Consider the following 19,286-nt stretch of genomic DNA (forward strand, 5'->3'; position numbering starts at 1 on the left):
CGAACCCACCATTTTATGAGAGGCTATCATCGGCCTTCCCCGCCGGGGTCCGGCGCCGGTCCGGACCGATGTGTTCCCACTCTGCCGATCGTCCACCCATGCTGTTCCAGATCGTTTCCCTCCTGCTTGAAGTTGCCGCCAGCGTGCTGGGCGGCGCCTGCCTGCTGCGCCTGTACATGCAGCAGCAGCGTATACCCATGTCGGCCAGCTCGGGCAACCCGCTGGGGCGTTTTGTCTTTGTGCTGACGGACTGGATCGTGCTGCCACTGCGGCGTGTCATTCCGTCCGCCGGACGCTGGGACCTGGCCAGCCTGATCGCCGCCTGGCTGATCAAGCTCGCGCAATTCAGCTTGCTGTGGGCCTTTCAGGGCATGGCCTTCAGCTACGTGGGCGTGCTCATCCTGGCGCTGTTCGGGGTGCTGCGCTTGGCGGTGTCGGGCCTGACGGTGCTGGTCATCATCTACGCCGTGCTGTCCTGGGTGCAGGCGCGCAGCGCCCTGGCGGACCTGCTGGACCGGCTGGTGATCCCGGCCCTGGCCCCCATACGCCGTTACATGCCGCTGGTGGGCGGGATTGATCTGTCCCCGCTGGTGCTGCTGGTGCTCTTGCAGATCATCAGCATCGTGCTGGGGCACTTCGAGCGGTCCGCCTTCTATTGAAGCAGCTGGTCCAAGTCGGTTTCAGCCGACAGCAGCGCAATCTGTACCGCCCATGAAAAACGCCAGCCTTCGGGCTGGCGTTTTCGCTTGTGCAGCTCGGGTACGCCGCGGGCGGCGCAGGCGCCCGGGCTCAGATCAGCGCGTCGGCGGGCTGGCGCAGCAGCATGGCCAGGGCGCTGGCGACGGTCTTGCGGAGTTCGCGGCGGTCGCAGATGAAGTCCACGGCGCCCTTTTCCTGCAGGAATTCGGCGCGCTGGAAACCTTCGGGCAACTTGACGCGCACGGTGTTTTCGATCACGCGCGGGCCGGCGAATCCGATCAGGGCCTTGGGCTCGGCGACCACGATGTCACCCACGAAGGCGAAACCGGCGGACACACCGCCCATGGTCGGGTCGGTCAGCACGCTGATGTAGGGCAGCTTCTTCTTGGCCAGGCGGGTCAGGGCCGCGTTGGTCTTGGCCATCTGCATCAGCGAGAGCAAGCCTTCCTGCATGCGCGCGCCGCCGGTGGCAGTGAAGCAGACAAAAGGCACCTTCTGCTCGATGGCGGTTTCCACGCCGCGCACGAAACGTTCGCCGACCACGGAACCCATGGAGCCGCCCATGAAGCCGAATTCAAACGCCGCCGCCACGACGCCGATGCCGTGCACCGCGCCGCCCTGGACGATGAGCGCGTCGGTCTCGCCCGTCGCTTCCATGGCTTCCTTCAGGCGCTCAGGATATTTGCGGCTGTCCTTGAACTTGAGTGCGTCCACGGGCAGCACTTCCTGGCCGATCTCATAACGGCCTTCGTTGTCCAGGAAGAGGTTGAGCCGCGTGCGCGCGTCGATGCGGTGGTGATGGCCGCAGGTGGGGCAGACGTTCTGGTTGTGCTCCAGGTCGGTCTTGTAGAGCACGGATTCACAACTCGGGCACTTGATCCACAGGCCCTCGGGCACGGTGCGGCGCTCCGCCGGATCGCTGGGCTGGATTTTCGGGGGCAGAAGTTTTTCGAGCCAACTCATGTTGGATTCCTCTCAGATCGGAAAAGATCGGGATGGGGCGCGCCGGCTGGCGCCGGCAGGGGCCGGCTGTCGCCAATTGGCGACGGGCGCGCGAGGCGGGGATTATCCCTCCAAACTGTCCAGGGCCCGGCGGATGCCCCGCAGGAAGTCCATGGCAACGGTAACGACTTGTGCGTGGGGCTTGTCACCGATCAGCTGCAGGATGCGGCTGCCGATGACCACCGCGTCGGCGCTGGCGCCGATGGCTTTGGCGGTTTCCGCATCCCGTATGCCGAAACCGACACCGACCGGGATCTTCACGTGCTGGCGTATGCGCGGCAGCATGGCCTGCACGGCCGAGGTGTCCAGCGCGCCCGAGCCGGTGACGCCTTTGAGCGAAACGTAGTAGACGTAGCCGCTGGCCAGTTGGGCCACTTGGGCCATGCGCTCGTCTGTGCTGGTGGGCGCGAGCAGGAAGATCAGGTCCATGCCCTGGGCCTTCAGCCGGGCGGCAAAGTCCTGACACTCCTCGGGCGGATAGTCGACGACGAGCACGCCGTCCACGCCGGCCGCCGCGGCGTCGCGCACGAAAGCGGAGTCCGCCTGGGCACCGGCAGAATGGCTGGCCCCATGCAACTGGTCGTAGCGTTCGATGGGATTGGCGTAGCCCATCAGCACCACGGGCGTGGTCTGGTTCTTGACGCGGAACTCGCGCACCATGCTCAGCACCTGCTTGAGGCCGATGCCCGCGGCCAGGGCTTTGTCTCCCGCCGCCTGGATCACCGGTCCGTCGGCGCTGGGATCGGAAAAGGGCACGCCCAGTTCGATCACGTCGGCCCCGGCCTCGACCATGCCCGCCATCAGCGCGGGCGTGATGTCGGGGTAGGGATAGCCAGCCGTGACGAAGGGAATCAGCGCCTTGCGTTTTTCGCTTTTCAGCTGTTCGAAGGTGTCGGTGATCCGGCTCATGCCTTGGTGCCTCCCATGCCCGCGTTCTGGGCCGGTGCGGTCGGACCTGTGCCACCCTTCACCGTATGGCCGCGCATCGACGGCCGGTCGTAAAAATCCACGCCTGAGAGGTCGGCCACGGTACCGATGTCCTTGTCGCCCCGGCCTGAGAGGTTGACCAGGATGCTCTGGTCGGTCCGCATGGTTTTCGCCAGTTTCATGGCGTAGGCCAGGGCATGACTGGATTCGAGCGCGGGAATGATGCCTTCGGTGCGGCAAAGGTAGTGGAAGGCGGCCAGCGCTTCCTCGTCGGTGATGCCCACGTACTCCGCGCGGCCCGTGTCCTTGAGCCAGGCGTGTTCGGGGCCAACACCGGGGTAGTCCAGGCCGGCGCTGATGCTGTGGGTTTCCGTGACCTGACCATCGTCGTTGTGCAGCACGTAGGTGCGGTTGCCGTGCAGCACACCGGGCGTACCACGCTGCAGGGACGCGGCATGCTTGCCCGTGTCCAGGCCCTCGCCCGCAGCCTCGATGCCGATCAGCCGGGTCTGCGCATGGGGGATGTAAGGGTGGAAGATGCCCATGGCGTTGCTGCCGCCGCCCACGCAGGCCAGCACGGCGTCTGGCTGCGTGGTTGTGCAGCCCGCGCGCCGGAGCATCTCGGGCATCTGCACCAGGCATTCCTCGCCGATCACGCTTTGGAAATCGCGCACCATCATCGGGTAGGGGTGGGGGCCAGCCACGGTACCGATGATGTAGAAAGTGTTGTCCACATTGGCCACCCAGTCGCGCATGGCCTCGTTGAGCGCGTCCTTGAGCGTCTTGCTGCCGGACTCCACCGGCACCACGGTCGCGCCCAGCAGCTTCATGCGGTAGACGTTGGGCGACTGGCGTTTCACGTCCTCGCTGCCCATGTAGACCACGCACTCCAGGCCATAGCGCGCGCAGATGGTCGCGGTGGCCACGCCATGTTGGCCCGCACCGGTTTCAGCGATGACACGCGGTTTGCCCATGCGTTTGGCGAGCAGCGCCTGACCGATGGTGTTGTTGATCTTGTGCGCGCCGGTGTGGTTGAGGTCCTCGCGCTTGAGGAAGATCTGTGCGCCGCCCTGTTCGCGGCTCATGCGCGCGGCGTGGTAGATGGGGGAGGGGCGGCCGACGAAGTGGGCCAGTTCGTACTGGAACTCCGTGAGGAATTCCGGGTCGTGCTGGTACTTGGCGTAGGTGGCCTTGAGTTCGTTGACGGCCTGGGTCAGCGTTTCGCTGATGAAGCTGCCGCCGTAAGGGCCGAAGTGGCCGGATGCATCGGGCAAGGCCGCAGCGCCCCGCAGGGCGTCGGAGTGGGAATGATCAGACATGGTGGTTTCCAAACGGTTTATGCCTGCGTCGCTGTCGCGTCTTGCGCGCGCACGGCGGCGACGAAGGCCTGGATCTTCCCGGCGTCCTTCACTCCCTTGGAGGCTTCGACGCCGGAGCTCACGTCCACGGCCAGCGATTTACAGCGCGGCCGCAGCAGGCGGATGCCATCGCCCACATTTGCAGGCGTCAACCCACCACTCAAGACGAGGTGAGCGTCGACGTTTGGAGGAAGCTGTGACCATTCGAAAGTTTTGCCGCCGCCGCCATAACCTTCGACCTGTGCGTCGAGGAGGATGGCTTGGGCATGGGCGTAATCGTGCGCGTATTTTACGAGGTCAAACGCCTCGCCGATTTCACCAAGCCCGTTCTGCAGGGGAATGCGGGCGGCACGCAGGAAGGCGCGCGGATGGGGCCGTTCGCTGGCGGCCTTGGCCAGCATCAGGCAATGTTGCGGCGTTTCGTCGCCGTGGAATTGCAAAACGGCGTTGGGAATCAGCTCGCAGGCCAGCCGGACCTGGCCCGGCGTGGCGTTGACGAAGAGCAGCACGGGTGTGACGAAGGCCGGCAGGCGCCGGGCCAGGACCGCGGCGCGGTGCGGCAGGACGTGGCGCGGGCTTTTTTCATAGAGCACGAAGCCGGCGGCATCGGCCCCGGCTTCGGCCACGGCATCCACGTCTTGTTCGCGGGTCAGGCCGCAGATCTTGATTCTTGTCCTCATGGGGTGATGTTAGCTGGCGTACGCTGCTTTGGTGACACGCAGGCGCACGGGTTTGGGCGACCACTCCTCATACGATTTGCTGCGCAAATCCAAATCGTCGGGTTCACCCAAACCCGCGCGCCTGCTTGGAGCCGGCACTCAATGCATGCGGACAGTTGAGATGCAGGTTCAAGCACATGGGGGCTACGCCGCCTGCCGATTTCGATTTGCGCAGCAAATCATATGAGGCGGGCGGCGTAACCCCCATGTGCGCAGTCAACGCGGTGGCGTCCGGATTCTGTGGGGCAGTGAGTGCCCAAAGCGTGGACACTCAAGGCAACCAGTCAAACGCTGGTGTGCGCTCCGGCAAACCCCAGTGCGCGTCGTAACGCGGCCCGAGGAAATAGAGACCATCGGGCATGAAGGTCGGAGCGGCGGCGTCCCGACTGCGGGCCGCGACGACCTCGGCCATCCAGGTGGGCGGCTTCTTGCCCTGACCGATCACGATCAGGCAACCCATGATGTTGCGGATCATGTGGTGCAAGAAGGCGCTGGCCTCGAACTCGAAGCGCCAGTAACAAGTGTCTGGTGCGTGGCTGCCATCGCGCGCGCCGTGCCGGCTGATTTCCACCCGCATCAGGTTCTTGATCGGGGACAGGGCCTGACAGGCCGCGGCGCGAAAGGAGGTGAAATCCCGCTCGCCCAGCAGATGAGGCAAGGCGGCCTGCATGACATCCAGATCCAGCGGCTGGAACACCCAGCCCACGCGCCGCGCTTCTACGCTGGGCCGCACAGGGGACTGCAGCAGAACGTAGGCATAACGGCGACTGGTCGCGCTGGCACGGGAATGGAATTCGTCCGGCACCGGCTGCGCCCACTGCACGGCGATATCGGCCGGCAGATGGGTGTTGGTGCCGCGCACCCAGGCGTAGGGCGTGCGCTGCGCGCTCGTGTCGAAATGCACCACCTGCATCAGGCCGTGCACGCCCGCGTCGGTGCGGCCCGCGCAGAGGGTGGAGATGGGCTCATCGGCGAACCGGCCCAGGGCGTGCTCCAGCCGGTCCTGCACCGTGCGGCCCGAGGACTGGCTTTGCCAGCCCTCGTAGGCCGCGCCGTCGTAGCTCAGGCCCAGGGCGACGCGCATGCCGCGGTTCTCAGGTCCGCGCTGCGGCACACCGCCGGCGCATCAACCGAGGGCCGCCAGGGCCTGCTCGGCGCGCGCCTTCATCTCACCCTCGGCCTCGGCGATGATTTCTTCGATCAGCGCGCGTGCGCCGTCGGTGTCGCCGATGGCCTTGAACTCATCCGCCAGGGCCAGCTTGGTGGCCAGCGGGTCGTCCTCATCCTCGGCCGGCGTGGGGGCCGCGCTCAGGCTGGGCGAGGGCGCGTCCAGGTCCAGCGACAGGCTGCTCAGGTCGAAGTCCACCGGCGCAGGTTCGGGCCGGGCGGCAGGGGCCGGGGCGGCCATCGGAGCCGGCGGCGCGTCGCCAAAGTCCAGATCCGCGTCAGGCGAGACGTTGAGCAGAGCGTCACCGGACTGGTAGAGGGCGTTGTCCGGATCGAGTTCGCGGCCCAGCGTGCTGATCACGTCCCACTCGGGGCCGCTGCCGCCGCTGGCTTCGTGCGCCTGGGTCGCGATCAGCGTGAAATTGGCCAGGTCACCGCGCTTGGCATAGATCTCGGCCAGTTTCTGGTGAATGGCCACGCGCCTGGGTTGGCGCGGCAGGGCATCCTTGAGGATGTCTTCGGCTTGCTGGTCTCGGCCATAGGAGAGGTAGAGCTCGGCCTCGGCCACCGGGTCCACGTCATCGCCCGCAGGCACCGAGGGCGCGCCTTGCGCGTCGGCCGGCCCGTCGTTGGCCTGCATGCTGTCCTGGAATTCGTCCTGGGCAGGGCGTTGCTTGCGTCGGCGGTAGACCAGCAACCCGATCAGCAGGGCTGCCAAGCCCGCGCCGACGGCGGGCACCACGGGGTTGGCCAGCAGGTCGTTGACGAGTTCATCGAAAGACAGGCTGTCGTCCGGCGCTGCGGCGGCTGCGGCATCCTGGGCGGCCGCGCCAGCGGCCGAGGTGACGGGGACGGACCCTGTGGCCGGCGCGGCGGGGGCCGCCGTGGCACCGGGCTGGGTTGTGGGGCCAGAGCCGGGCGGGGTGGGGGTGGTGGCCTTGCTGAGCTGTTCCAGCTCGGCGATGTTCTTGTTCAAGGCTGCGCTGCGTTCGGCGGCTTCCCGGGCTTTGCGTTCCTCGGCCAGGGCTTGTGCGCTCTGCGCCTGCACTGCACCCTTGGAGAGGGTGAGTTGGTCGGGCGTCGCAGGGGCGGCCCGGCGGTCCTGCACCTGAGGTTGCACGCTGCCGCCAGTCTGGCGCTGGGCGGCGGTGGCGCTTGCGGGGGCGGCGTCAGCCAGGCGGCGGCGGTATTCGTCGAAGTCCAGGTTCTGGGCAATGACCAGCTGGCGCGCTTGCGTGCGGCTCACGTTCTGGGCGGTCTCGGCGCCGGGAAGCGTGAGCACGACACCGGCGCGCAGGCGATTGACATTGCCGTTGACGAAGGCGTGCGGGTTGGCGCGCAGCATGGCCACCAGCATCTGGTTCAGCGAGACTTGCACATAGGCTGGTTGTCGGGCCAGCTGCGCCAGCGCGATCTCGCCCGCCGTGTCGCCGGACTTGACGTTGATGCGCGTGTCGCGTGCCGGTGCAGCCTGACGGGGCCTGGTCTGGGCGGCCGCCGGTGCGGGTGTCGCGCTCTGAGTCGCGCCGGCTGGCGCTGCTTCGCTGGTGGTCGCTGGGGTCGTCGCCGAGGCTGCCGCGTCCGCAGGCGCGGACGGCGCGGCGTCGGATGACGTGGCCTGTGTGGCGGGCGGGGTATCGGAGGTTGCAGGTTCGGCTGGGCCGGGCTCGGTGGGTGCCACCGCCACGGGTGCGGCAGTCACATCTGCGGGCGCAGCGTCGGGCAAGGGCGTGACGGGTGTGGGCAGCGCCGTCGTGACGGGCGGCGTGAACACGGGGGCAGGGGCTGCAGCCTCGGGCGTTGCGGCACCGGCCTGGGTCGGGTCCGTCGAGCTGGGAGTCCGTCCGCCGCCGGGGGGGGGATCGAACAGCAGGGTGTAGTCGCGCACCAGACGGCCCGAAGCCCAGGTGGCTTCCAGAATCAGGTCGACATAAGGTTCGCCGACGCTCTGCGGGTTGCTCAGGCGCAGGAAATAGCGGCCGTCCTGCTGTTGCAAGGAGATCTGCAGACCATTGAGCGCCGGGCTGTATTCCATGCCGCTGGCGGCGAAGGATTCGGGCGTGGCCAGGCGCGCGCGCAGCGTGGCAGCCTCTTCGTTGCTGATGTCCAGCAGCTCGACTTCGGCGCGCAGCGGTTCACCCAGCGACGACTGGACCACCGCGCGGCCCAGGGACAGCGCATGGGCTGCGGCGCTGAACAAGCCGAGCGCCGTCGCGCAGGCCAGGGCCAAGGCGCTTTTCTGAAGCACGCCGGATGGCTTGCGGGCGCGGTGGGGTTGGGCGGAAATCACGAGGGCCTCCGAAGATCGGGCAGGGGCTGAAAATCAAAAAGTACCATAGCATCAATGACTTGGCTTGACAAGCTGAGAAGATGCTTAATCTTTGCGTTTTATCTTGCTTTGGGCAACGCCTGGGCCTGTAAGGGGCCCAGAGGGGCGTGTGCCCATGCGCTGGGGGTTTCAGGCCTCCAGCAGGATGCGCAGCATACGACGCAACGGTTCGGCCGCGCCCCAGAGCAACTGGTCGCCAATGGTGAAGGCGCCCAGGTATTCCGGCCCCATGGCCATCTTACGGATGCGACCCACGGGGATGGTCAGCGTGCCCGTCACGGCCACGGGGGTCAAGTCGCGGATGGTGGCTTCCTTGTTGTTGGGCACCACCTTCACCCAGGCGTTGTCAGCGGCGATCATGGCCTCGATGTCGGCCAAGGGTACATTCTTCTTCAGTTTGAAGGTCAGGGCCTGGCTGTGGCAGCGCATCGCACCGATGCGCACGCAGAAACCGTCGACCGGCACGGCTGGCGAGCCGAAGCCTTCACCTTGGCCCAGGATCTTGTTGGTCTCGGCGCCGCCCTTCCATTCTTCGCGGCTGACCCCATTGCCGAGGTCCTTGTCGATCCAGGGAATCAAGGAGCCGCCCAGCGGCACGCCAAAGTTGGCGGTTTCCTCAGCCGACAGGCTGCGCTGCTTGGCGATGACCTTGCGGTCGATCTCCAGGATGGCGCTCTTGGGGTCGGCCAGCAAGTTCTTGACCTCGGCATTCAAGGTGCCGTACTGCGTGAGCAACTCGCGCATGTGTTGCGCGCCGCCGCCGCTGGCGGCCTGGTAGGTCTGGGTGCTCATCCATTCGACCAGGCCCGCCTTGTACAGCGCGCCCACGCCCATCAGCATGCAGCTCACGGTGCAGTTGCCACCGATCCAGTTCAGACCGCCCTTGGACAAGGCGTTCTGGATGACCGGCAGGTTCACCGGGTCCAGGATGATGACCGCGTCGTCCTTCATGCGCAGGGTGGAGGCCGCGTCGATCCAATGTCCCTTCCAGCCCGCCGCACGCAGCTTGGGGAAGACCTCGGTCGTGTAGTCGCCGCCCTGGGCAGTGATGATGATGTCGCAACGCTTGAGCGCGTCGATGTTGTGCGCGTCCTGCAGCGTGGTCTCGTTCTTCGCCATCGTCGGGGCCTTGCCGCCCGAGTTAGAGGTGGAGAAAAACAACGGCTCGATCTGGTCGAAATCCTTCTCCGCGACCATGCGATCCATCAACACCGAGCCGACCATGCCGCGCCAGCCGACCAGACCTACCAACTTGCTCATTACCGTGCCCTTCACAACATCAGGTTTAAAACAAACAGCGTCCATGCACACCGGACGTCGCTGCGACGCAACCATGGGAATTCGGGGCTGTGGCCCGGCTCCGACTCGTCGTTCGGTGCCGGAAAGGGCGCGCGACGAGCCGGGGCGAGGTCAGCCCTTGATCGTCGTGGTTTTGGTGATGTCCGCGCGCGCGACCGCGCCGGCCAGGATGGCGGCGGTGTTCAGGGGGAACAGGCAGGCGGGCGACATGGCTGGGGATTGTAGCGGATGGGCTGGTCGCCGCAGTCCCTGTGGAACAATCGTGGCCGGGCGGCGCGTCGTGCGCCTGACCGAAGTTTCATGCAATTCCCCATTTCCCTTCCCTTGCGCAAGCTCCCCGCGCGCCACGCCGGCGTGGTGATGCCCTTCTTTCTGTCGTTCATGATGTCCGGCATCATTTCCTTCATCAGTATCCTGCGAGGCGTGGGTTGGCGGGGTCTGACGCTGCCGGGCTGGCTGGGCGCCTGGGGCCTGTCCTGGGCGGTGGCCTTTCCGATGGTGCTCTTGCTGCTGCCCGTGGTGCGTCGCCTGACGGCCCGGGTCGTGCAGATGGACCGGCCTTGAGTGCTTGCTGCCAACATGAACTCGCCCACCGTGCATCTTCTGCTGTCGGCTGCGGAAGTCGAAGGCGCTGGCACGCCAGAAGTTTATTTCCTCGCGCCCGAGAAACTCATCACTGGCAATCCGAAGCAGACCCTGTGGATGCAGTACACCGACCCGACGCAGCAGTACGTCGTCGGCCTATGGCGCAGCGAGCCCGGCAAGTGGCGTATCCACTACACCGAGGAAGAGTATTGCCGCATGCTGGACGGCGTGAGCGTCATAACCGACGAAGCGGGCCATGCGGTGACGCTGCGTGTGGGTGACGAATTCGTGATCCCGCGTGGTTTCGTGGGAACGTGGGAGGTGGTCGAAGCCACGACCAAGCGTTTCGTGATCTATGAAAAAGCGGGCTGAGCCGCGTGAGGAAACTGAAGCCGTGCATGAAAAAGCTGCCTTGGGAGGCAGCTTGTATGACGGGGTGAAGAGCCTGCTCAAGCCAGCGCCTTGACCACCGCATCCCCCATCTGCGCCGTGCCGACCTGGGTCGTGCCCGCGCTGTGGATGTCCGGCGTGCGCAGTCCCTGGGCCAAGACCTTCTGCACGGCGGCTTCAATGCGCTGGGCGGCGGCTTCCTGGTTCAGGCTGAAGCGCAGCATCATCGCGGCGGACAGGATGGTGGCCAGCGGGTTGGCCACACCCTTGCCCGCGATGTCGGGCGCGCTGCCGTGGCTGGGCTCGTACAGGCCCTGGTTCTTGCTGTTCAGGCTGGCCGAGGGCAGCATGCCGATGGAGCCGGTCAGCATCGAGGCCTCGTCGCTCAGGATGTCGCCAAACATATTGCCGGTGACGATCACGTCGAAGGACTTGGGCGCCTTTACGAGCTGCATGGCCGCGTTGTCCACGTACATGTGGTCCAGCTTCACATCCGGGTACTGCTGGCCGATTTCGGTGACGATGTCCTTCCAGAACTGGAAGGTCTCCAGCACATTGGCTTTGTCCACGCTGGTGACCTTCTTGTTGCGCTTTCGCGCGGCCTGGAAGGCGACGTGGGCGATGCGCTCGATCTCGGGGCGGGTGTAGCGCATGGTGTCGAAGGCTTCTTCCGCGCCGGGGAAGGCGCCATCGGTGGCCGTGCGCTTGCCACGCGGCTGGCCGAAGTAGATGTCGCCGGTCAGTTCACGCACGATCAGGATGTCCAGGCCCGACACCAGTTCGGGCTTCAGGCTGGAGGCGTGTGTCAGCTGCTCGTAGCAGATGGCGGGGCGGAAGTTGGCGAACAGGCCCAGGTGCTTGCGCAGGCCCAGGATGGCCTGCTCGGGGCGCAGCGCGCGCTCCAGCTTGTCGTACTTCCAGTCGCCGACCGCGCCGAAGAGGATGGCATCGGCTTCCTTGGCGAGCTTGAGCGTGCTCTCGGGCAGGGGGTGCCCAGCGGCTTCGTAGGCCGCGCCGCCGACGGGGGCGGTCTCCAGCTCGAACTTCAGGTCCAGGGCCTTGAGCACCTTGACGGCCTCGGCGATGATTTCGGTGCCGATGCCGTCACCAGGCAGAACTGCGATTTTCATTCTTAAGTTTCCAGTGGCTTATTCGGGGAACGCTGCGGAACCGGCTTTGCCGGGCCGCTGGCGTTGCCCCTGCAAGGGGGGGGGTGGAGCGCCCAACGAGGCGCGCAGCCTGGGGTGTGCTTACATCACGTGCGCCAGCCAGGGCTTGGTCGCCAAGCGCTGCGCTTCGTAGGCCTGGATCTTGTCCTTGTGGCGCAGGGTCAGGCCGATGTCGTCGAAGCCGTTGAGCAGGCAGTACTTGCGGAAAGGTTGCACGTCGAAGGCGATCTCCTCGCCCTGGGGCTTGACGATCACCTGCCGCTCCAGGTCGATGGTGAGCTGGTAGCCGGGGAAGGCTGCGCATTCGTCGAACAGCTGTGCCACCGTGGCCTCGGGCAGCACGATGGGCAGCAGGCCGTTCTTGAAGCAGTTGTTGAAGAAGATGTCGGCATAGCTGGGCGCGATCAGCGCGCGAAAGCCGTACTGCTCGATGGCCCAGGGCGCGTGTTCACGCGATGAGCCGCAGCCGAAGTTCTGCCGCGCCAGCAGGATGGAAGCACCCTGGTAACGCGGCTGGTTCAGCACGAAGTCCGGGTTGGGCTTGCGCGAGGCTGGGTCCTGGCCGGGATAGCCCGGGTCCAGATAGCGCCATTCGTCGAAGAGGTTGGGGCCAAAGCCCGTGCGCTTGATCGACTTGAGGAACTGCTTGGGAATGATGGCGTCCGTGTCCACGTTGTCGCGGTCCATGGGCGCCACCAGGCCCTGATGCACGGTGAACTTTTGCATGGGCTTATTTGGTGATGTCCTGGATCTTTTCGCCGGCCTTTTCCAGGCCCTTGCCAACGGAATGGCCGATTTCCTTGGAGTCTTCCTTGACGCCGGACCAGGTGCTGCTGCAGGCGGCCAGGACCAGGCAGGTGGCGAGGGCGGTTAACCAGACGGTGATGCGTTTCATGTGACTGTCCTTTCGTGAGGAGGGTGGGCGTGCAAGGCCTTACTGCTTTGGCCTTGATTCAGGCGATCGTGCGGATGTCGATGAAGTGGCCGTGCACGGCGGCGGCGGCGGCCATGGCGGGGCTGACCAGATGGGTGCGTCCGCCCGCGCCCTGGCGGCCTTCGAAGTTGCGGTTGCTGGTCGAGGCGCAGCGCTCGCCCGGCTCCAGCCGGTCGGCGTTCATGGCCAGGCACATGCTGCAGCCGGGTTCGCGCCACTCGAAGCCGGCGGCCTTGAAGATCTCGTGCAGGCCCTCGCGCTCGGCCTGCTCCTTCACCAGGCCCGAGCCAGGCACGACCAGGGCGAGCTTGATGTTCTTGGCGACTTTCTGGCCCAGCTTCTTGATGACGGCGGCGGCCTCGCGCATGTCCTCGATGCGGCTGTTGGTGCAGGAACCGATGAAGACCTTGTCCACGTAAATGTCGTTCAGAGGCTTGCCCGGTTCCAGCGCCATGTAGGCCAGGGCGCGTTCGATGGCGCCCCGTTTGACGGCGTCTTTTTCCTTGTCCGGGTCCGGCACGCGGCCATCGATGCCCAGCACCATCTCGGGCGAGGTGCCCCAGGTCACCTGCGGCAGTATCTGGGTGGCATCGAGTTCGACCACGCGGTCGAATTTTGCGTCGGCGTCGGAGTGCAGCGACTTCCAGTAGGCGACGGCCTGGTCCCATTCCAAACCGGTCGGCGCCATGGGACGACCCCTGACGTACTCGATGGTCTTCTCATCCACGGCCACCAAGCCGGCGCGCGCGCCAGCTTCGATGGCCATGTTGCAGACCGTCATGCGGCCTTCCATGCTCAGGGTGCGGATGGCCGAACCGGCGAATTCGATGGTGTAGCCCGTGCCGCCGGCGGTGCCGATCTTGCCGATGATGGCCAGCACGATGTCCTTGGCCGTCACGCCCTTGGCCAGCGCGCCCTCGACCTTGACCAGCATGTTCTTGGCCTTCTTGGCCAGCAGGGTCTGGGTGGCCATCACGTGCTCGACTTCGCTGGTGCCGATGCCGTGCGCCAGCGCGCCGAAGGCGCCGTGGGTGCTGGTGTGGCTGTCGCCGCAGACCACGGTCATGCCGGGCAGGGTCGCGCCGTTCTCCGGGCCGATCACGTGCACGATGCCCTGGCGCTTGCTCATGAAAGGGAAGAAAGCCGCCGCGCCGTATTCCTTGACGTTCTTGTCCAGCGTGGTGATCTGTTCCTTGCTGATCGGGTCGGCGATGCCTTCGTAGCCGCGTTCCCAGCCATTGGTCGGTGTGTTGTGGTCGGCGGTGGCCACCACGGAACTGACGCGCCAGAGCTTGCGGCCCGCCTGGCGCAGGCCCTCGAAGGCCTGCGGGCTGGTGACTTCATGCACCAGGTGCCGATCGATGTAGAGGATGGCGGTGCCGTCTTCCTCGGTGTGGACGACGTGCTCGTCCCAGATCTTGTCGTAAAGCGTTTGTCCCATGGTGGCTACTTTGCGTGAGTCTCTGGAGAAAGGGGCATTTTATGCGGGGCGACGTCGCGGACATTCCCGCCGTGCAGTGGCGGTTTTCCTGCTGTAGAGGGCGCGGCGCACTTTTGTGGCAAGCTCGCCGTCATGTCCATCCCTGAACACGAGGTCGAATTCAGCGCGGTGCGCGCCCAGGGCCCGGGCGGGCAGAACGTGAACAAGGTGTCGAGCGCGGTGCATCTGCGCTTCGATATCCGCGCTTCGACCCTTCCCGCCCGCGTGAAAGACCGCTTGCTGGCCTGGCCGGACCAGCGCGTGAGCAAGGATGGCGTGGTGGTGATCAAGGCCCAGAGCGCCCGCACCCAGGAGCAGAACAAGGCCGAGGCTTGGGCACGCCTGGCCGAACTGGTGGCGCTCGCTTCGCACATCCCCCGGCCGCGCCGCGCAACGAAACCGACGCAAGGGGCCAAGCTGCGCCGTTTGCGTGGCAAGGCTGTGCGTGCCGAGGTCAAGGCGGGCCGCGGCAAGGTCTCCGTCTGAATCGCGCGAGGTGCCGCGCCGACGGGCCGAGCCTCTGACGGATCAGCTTGCTCTGGGGGTTGCCGTCCCGTCAGCGCTGAAGAAAGGCTGGCACGCCGCGTCCTTGGGAGGCAAGGAAACACATCATCGAATCCACCACCGCGCGCACCGCGGGCCGCTCGCCCACACGGTCGCGCCAGGCCACCAAGCGAGGCGTCGCGGCCGTCATGCCAGCACCCTTGCGGTCGGCGAAGACGTGGGCCATGTAGAGGGCGATGTCGGCGTAGGAATAGGGGCCAGCCAAGTAATCGCGCGTGGCCAGCAGCGCATCCATCTCGCCGTAGTGACGCGCGCAGGCGGCGCAGGCCGCGACCGCCGGGGCGCTTTGCATGTCGTGCTGCAGGCCGAAGAGCCTGACCACGTTCGGAAAAAAGACCTCGTCTGACTGTAGCTCCAGTTGCCGCGCACGAGCCCGCTCGGCGACGCCTTGAGGCCACAGTGCGAGGTACGCGGGGCCGGGGTAGCGGTCTTCAAGGTATTCAAAGATCTGCGTCGAGTCGAACAGCGCCACCTCGTCGTCGACCAGCACCGGCACCTGTTGCTTGATCGGGTTGACCCGCAACACCTCGGGGTGCTTGGGTTCGTAGGCGTCGTCGGTGGTGAAAGGCACCATGATCCGTTCGAAATCGATGCCTTTTTCGCGGGCCGCGATTTCGGCTTTCGCGCCGAACATGCTCAAGGGGCCGGAGTAGATGCGGGTCTGCATAGCCCCGACTTCAACAGAAATCGGCCTAGGGCGCATCGGGTGCAGACCCGGTGTGGGCGGGCCTCAGCTCGCTTGCACGTCGATGGCCCAGGCGGTTTTCGCCCAGGCTTGTGCTTCCTCATGCAGCAGCCAAGCGGATTGCGGCCAGGCGCGTCCCCAGCCTTCGGGGTACTCCAGCCGGACCGAGCGTAGCCCGTCCCAACTCAGTCGCAGGCCTTGCAAGTCCGGCTCGCGCCGGGCGTGGCAGAGGATGACGGCCAGCCGCAGCGCCAGCAGTTGCAGCACGAAGTCCGGGTCGTCGAGCTGCAGGCCCTCCAGCTTGCGCAGCTTGCCACGGTGGCCCAGCACCAGCTGGCTGAGCCGGTGCAACTCGTTCATGGTGAAGCCGGCCGCATCGGCGTTGTCGAGGATGTAAGCGCCGTGCCGGTGGTAGTCGGTGTGTGAGATGGCGCTGCCGATTTCGTGCAACTGCGCGGCCCAGTTCAGCTTGCGCAGCAAGCGCTCCAGTCCGTCCTGCTCCAGCGGGTCGTGCTCGCGCACCAAGGACAGCAGCAGGAATTCGGCGACCCGGCCCACGCGTTGGGCCTGACGTTCGTCCGCGCCGAAGGTGTGGGCCAGTCTTTGCACGCTGAGGCTGCGCTGGTCGCTCTGGGCATGTTCACGGTCCAGCAGATCCACCAGCGCGCCGTGTCGCAGTGCGCCCTGGGCGACATGCATTTCCTCGATTTGCAGCAGCGAGAACACGGCGCGCAGCACAGACAGGCCGCCGCCGATCACGGCCCGGCGGTCTTCCTTGATGCCGTCGAGACGCAGGCGTGAGGCGTCGCCCGCCTTGAGGAGTTTGTCCAGCAGCCAGTCCAGCCCGGCGCGGGTGATGCGTTGCGCAGGCACGCTGGTTCGTGGATTGAATTCGGCGTCCAGCACATCGCCGACCGCACCCACCGTGCCCGAGGCACCGTACACCGTGTCCCAGCCGCCTTCGCCTTGGCTCGCGGGCTGGCAGTGGCCCAGCACTTCTTCGAGCACGGCCTGGGCCGCGACCTCGGCCGTCTCGAAGGCTGCGGCACTGAACACGCCTTCCGGGAAGTAACGCATGGACCAGGCCACGCTGCCCACATGGTAGGAGTCCATGAAACGTGGACGTCGGCCCTGACCCAGGATCAGCTCGGTCGAACGCCCGCCGATGTCCACCACCAGGCGGCGTTCGCTGGACTGGGGCAGCAGGTGCGTGACACCCTGGTAGATCAAACGCGCTTCCTCGCGGCCCGAGATCACCTCGATCGGAAAGCCGAGCAGGATCTGTGCGCGCTTCAGAAATTCGTCACGGTTGCGTGCTTCGCGCAGCGTCTGTGTTGCGACCGCGCGCACCTGGGCGCGCTTGAAACCGGCCAAACGCTCGGCGAATCGGCCCAGGCAGTCCCAGCCGCGTTGCATCGCTTCTGCGGTGAGGTTGCGGTCCTCGTCCAGGCCGTTGCCTTGGCGCACGGTTTCCTTGAGGTATTCACGGCGCTTGAGCAGGCCATGGTCCAGCTGGGCGATTTCGAGTCGAAAGCTGTTGGAGCCCAGGTCGATCGCGGCGAGTTCGGTTCCGTTTTTCATGTCAGGGCCGCACTATATGGCAGGGCAATGACGGTGCCGTGACGCAAGCATGAGGCGCCTGCGTGGGGCTTTCATCGCGGGCACCCGCGGAACTGGCTCTGCCAGGCCGCTGGGTGCGCCCCTCCGCGTAGCAGCAGGGGGTGGCGAAGCGAACGAAGGGAGCGGAGCCTGGGGAGGTCACACTCCAATTTTTCCGCCATCGTCGCGCGTGATGACCACGGTGGCAGAGCGCGGGCGGGCGTTGCCGCCGTCGGGCCAGTGGCTCTCGAACTTGGCCGGGTCGCCGATGTCCGCGTCCGGGGTGTTCTCGCCCGGGTGCTGGATGTTGACGAAGAGCGCGCGGCCGTCGCCCGATTCGGCGATGCCGGTGATCTCGCAGCCCTTGGGGCCGACCAGGAAGCGGCGCAGCTGGGTGCCTTTTTGGCCGACTTGCGCTCCGACATAGGTGTCTTGCGTGCGGGTGTTGCCCGCGCCCACGTTGACGATGGTCTGTTTGCCACCATCGCCGACCTGACCGGGCACAGCGGCCAGCATCATGCAGTTCGTCACGTCGGTGTAGGCGCCGTCGTCGGTCTGCAGCCAGGCCAGGCCGGGCACGGCGTCGCTGAACCACAGGCCGTCAGGGCTGGAGAAGTCGTTGTCCGCCGTGAGGCCCGACAGGTTGATGTCGGGCGAGCTGCCGGCGCGCGCGCCGAAGAGGTACACGTCCCACTGGAAGGCGAGGGCGGCAGGATTGCCGGAAGGGGCGTTGAGGGGGGCATCAGCGAAGCGCACGATGTGGCCGTTGGGATTGCCCTCTTGCGGCTTGCCGTTTTTCGGGTCGTTGTAATAGCGCGGATTGGCCGCGTTGGTCTTGTCCACGGGGCGTGACCGGCCGTTGGTGTTGGTCAGCGTCACGTACACATCGCCCGTGCGAGGGTGGATGGCGGCCCATTCGGGGCGGTCCATGCGGGTCGCGCCCACGGCATCAGCGGCCAGGCGGGTGTTGACCAGCACATCGGCCTGGTTGGCGAAGGCGTAGCTCTTGTTGTTGGCGTCGATGCCGTTCTTGCCGAAGCTCAGTTCCAGCCATTCACCGCTGCCGTCTTCCTTGAACTTGGCCACGTAGAGCGTGCCCGCGTCCATGTACTTGTCGCCGGCGGCCATGCCTTGGTTGGCGTCTTTCGGGTCCCAGTTGCGGGCGGAGACGAACTTGTAGATGTATTCGTTGCGAGCGTCGTCGCCCATGTACCAGACCAGGGGTTTGCCGGGTGTGACTGGACCGAGGCAGGCGCCTTCGTGGCCGAAGCGGCCCAGGGCGGTGCGCTTCTTTGGCGTGCTCTTGGGGTTGAAAGGGTCGATTTCCACGACCCAGCCGTAGGTGTTGCTGACGTTGCGGTAGTCCGCAGCGGGGCTGGCGCCGCGCACCTCGGTGTTCCAGCGGGCGTAGAGGTCGTCGTCGCTGACCGTGGCCCAGCCTTCGCGGCCGACGCCGCCCACGCCATAGCGTTTGAACGATGCCAGCTCCTTCGGCGTGCGCTGGGCGTCGTCAGCGGGCAGACGGCGGAAGTAACCAGCCCAGTTTTCCTCGCAGGTCAGGTAGGTGCCCCAGGGCGTGGTGCCGTTGGCGCAGTTGTTCACCGTGCCGCGGGTCTTGCGGCCATCGGGCGAGTATTTCGTCTTCACGAACTCCGACCCGGCCACCGGACCGGAGAGTTGCATGTCCGTGAGCGTGTGGATGCGGCGGTTGTAGCGCGAGTCCTGCTTGTAGCGCCAGGCACGGCCTTGCTTCTGCGTTTCGATCACGCTCACGCCGTGCAGATAGAACTCGCGACGCACTTCGTCGGCCACCGTGCGGCGCGCGGCGTCCTTGTCGCCGCTGATGGTCGGACCCATGGGGTGCAGGAAGGCCGGGGTGATGGCCTCATGGTTCATCACCAGCAGGCCGAGGTCGGCCGACTTGGGCGTCCATCGGCCCTGGGCATTCATGCCGAACCAGGTCATGCCATCGTGGTGGTCGCCCCCGCGGCGGTCGTAGCTGGTTGGGTCATCGGTGCCGTCGTTTTTGTATGCCGGCACTCCGGCGGCGATGGGATCGCCCAGGCGGTAGAGCACGGTGGCGGTGTAACCTGCGGGCACGCTCACGCTGTCCGCCAGATGCTTGGCCACCGGGTTGAAACTGAGGGTCAGTCCGGGGCCGTCGGTGGGGGTGGCTGCCTGAGCCAGACCAGCAATGCCGCTGAGCATGGCGGCGCCCGCCGTGCCTGCGCGCAACAATCCGCGACGGCTCATGCGCGTGGCGATCAGGGTTTCCAGCGCGGCCTGGCCGCAGGGGTTGTAGCCAACGTCGTCAGGGTCGACGGCGGGGGTGAAGGGGGTGTGGCTTCGGTTCATGGTGCAGGCCTTCTCGTCGTGGGCG

The 19,286-nt window shown here is 66.2% G+C and carries 18 protein-coding genes; 4 read left to right on the forward strand and 14 right to left on the reverse strand.

Annotated elements, in window-relative coordinates; translation table 11 throughout:
* Positions 1-98 precede the first annotated feature (98 nt).
* Complete coding sequence (locus AZ34_RS06700) at positions 99-659, forward strand: YggT family protein (RefSeq protein WP_035606234.1); 561 nt, start codon at positions 99-101, stop codon at positions 657-659.
* A gap of 130 nt (positions 660-789) precedes the next feature.
* Here AZ34_RS06700 and accD read toward each other — a convergent pair whose 3' ends face one another.
* From accD to asd, 7 genes are all read right to left on the reverse strand, one after another.
* Complete coding sequence (gene accD / locus AZ34_RS06705; RefSeq protein WP_035606239.1) at positions 790-1,662, reverse strand: acetyl-CoA carboxylase, carboxyltransferase subunit beta; 873 nt, start codon at positions 1,660-1,662, stop codon at positions 790-792.
* Positions 1,663-1,764: 102 nt separating this feature from the next.
* Positions 1,765-2,610, reverse strand: a complete 846-nt coding sequence (gene trpA, locus AZ34_RS06710; protein WP_035606242.1) for a tryptophan synthase subunit alpha — start codon at positions 2,608-2,610, stop codon at positions 1,765-1,767.
* Positions 2,607-3,947 (reverse strand): tryptophan synthase subunit beta, encoded by a 1,341-nt coding sequence (gene trpB / locus AZ34_RS06715; protein WP_051509588.1) that lies wholly within the window; start codon positions 3,945-3,947, stop codon positions 2,607-2,609. Before trpB ends, trpA begins: the two co-directional genes overlap by 4 nt.
* Positions 3,948-3,964: 17 nt before the next feature.
* Positions 3,965-4,666 (reverse strand): phosphoribosylanthranilate isomerase, encoded by a 702-nt coding sequence (locus tag AZ34_RS06720; RefSeq protein WP_035606244.1) that lies wholly within the window; start codon positions 4,664-4,666, stop codon positions 3,965-3,967.
* A gap of 310 nt (positions 4,667-4,976) precedes the next feature.
* The gene (truA, locus tag AZ34_RS06725; protein WP_035606247.1) at positions 4,977-5,789 is read right to left on the reverse strand and encodes a tRNA pseudouridine(38-40) synthase TruA; all 813 of its coding nucleotides are present in this window, start codon (positions 5,787-5,789) and stop codon (positions 4,977-4,979) included.
* 42 nt (positions 5,790-5,831) lie between these two features.
* Positions 5,832-8,162, reverse strand: a complete 2,331-nt coding sequence (locus tag AZ34_RS06730; RefSeq protein ID WP_035606249.1) for a FimV family protein — start codon at positions 8,160-8,162, stop codon at positions 5,832-5,834.
* Between the two features lie 168 nt (positions 8,163-8,330).
* Entirely contained in the window at positions 8,331-9,461 is a 1,131-nt protein-coding gene (gene asd, locus AZ34_RS06735; RefSeq protein WP_035606253.1) for an aspartate-semialdehyde dehydrogenase, read from the reverse strand.
* 339 nt (positions 9,462-9,800) lie between these two features.
* On the opposite strand from asd, the gene AZ34_RS06740 reads away from it, so the two are divergent.
* Entirely contained in the window at positions 9,801-10,064 is a 264-nt protein-coding gene (locus AZ34_RS06740) for a DUF2798 domain-containing protein (protein ID WP_035611092.1), read from the forward strand.
* Between the two features lie 15 nt (positions 10,065-10,079).
* Positions 10,080-10,457, forward strand: a complete 378-nt coding sequence (locus tag AZ34_RS06745; RefSeq protein WP_035606256.1) for a cupin domain-containing protein — start codon at positions 10,080-10,082, stop codon at positions 10,455-10,457.
* A 77-nt stretch (positions 10,458-10,534) separates the two neighbouring features.
* On the opposite strand, the gene leuB is transcribed toward AZ34_RS06745, so the two are convergent.
* The 4 genes from leuB to leuC form a co-directional block, all read right to left on the reverse strand.
* Positions 10,535-11,605, reverse strand: coding sequence for a 3-isopropylmalate dehydrogenase (leuB, locus tag AZ34_RS06750; RefSeq protein WP_035606262.1), 1,071 nt, complete (start codon positions 11,603-11,605; stop codon positions 10,535-10,537).
* A gap of 120 nt (positions 11,606-11,725) precedes the next feature.
* On the reverse strand, positions 11,726-12,370 hold the full coding sequence (gene leuD / locus AZ34_RS06755) for a 3-isopropylmalate dehydratase small subunit (protein WP_035606266.1): 645 nt from the start codon (positions 12,368-12,370) through the stop codon (positions 11,726-11,728).
* Positions 12,371-12,374: 4 nt separating this feature from the next.
* On the reverse strand, positions 12,375-12,539 hold the full coding sequence (locus AZ34_RS18245; RefSeq protein ID WP_155831737.1) for an entericidin EcnAB: 165 nt from the start codon (positions 12,537-12,539) through the stop codon (positions 12,375-12,377).
* Positions 12,540-12,597: 58 nt separating this feature from the next.
* Positions 12,598-14,019: a 3-isopropylmalate dehydratase large subunit gene (gene leuC / locus AZ34_RS06760; protein ID WP_035606268.1), complete on the reverse strand. Its 1,422-nt coding sequence runs from the start codon at positions 14,017-14,019 to the stop codon at positions 12,598-12,600.
* 132 nt (positions 14,020-14,151) lie between these two features.
* Here leuC and arfB point away from each other — a divergent pair, with 132 nt between their 5' ends.
* On the forward strand, positions 14,152-14,544 hold the full coding sequence (arfB, locus tag AZ34_RS06765; protein WP_035606271.1) for an alternative ribosome rescue aminoacyl-tRNA hydrolase ArfB: 393 nt from the start codon (positions 14,152-14,154) through the stop codon (positions 14,542-14,544).
* 70 nt (positions 14,545-14,614) lie between these two features.
* On the opposite strand, the gene AZ34_RS06770 is transcribed toward arfB, so the two are convergent.
* The 3 genes from AZ34_RS06770 to AZ34_RS06780 all read right to left on the reverse strand — a co-directional run bounded on the left by AZ34_RS06770 (position 14,615) and on the right by AZ34_RS06780 (position 19,261).
* Complete coding sequence (locus tag AZ34_RS06770) at positions 14,615-15,289, reverse strand: glutathione S-transferase family protein (RefSeq protein ID WP_035606274.1); 675 nt, start codon at positions 15,287-15,289, stop codon at positions 14,615-14,617.
* A gap of 63 nt (positions 15,290-15,352) precedes the next feature.
* Entirely contained in the window at positions 15,353-16,888 is a 1,536-nt protein-coding gene (locus AZ34_RS06775) for a Ppx/GppA phosphatase family protein (RefSeq protein WP_035606277.1), read from the reverse strand.
* A 177-nt stretch (positions 16,889-17,065) separates the two neighbouring features.
* Complete coding sequence (locus AZ34_RS06780; protein ID WP_035611094.1) at positions 17,066-19,261, reverse strand: PhoX family protein; 2,196 nt, start codon at positions 19,259-19,261, stop codon at positions 17,066-17,068.
* Positions 19,262-19,286 lie beyond the last annotated feature (25 nt).

Source organism: Hylemonella gracilis str. Niagara R, from assembly GCF_000600295.1.
In the GTDB taxonomy this organism is placed as follows: Bacteria; Pseudomonadota; Gammaproteobacteria; order Burkholderiales; family Burkholderiaceae_C; genus Hylemonella; species Hylemonella gracilis_A.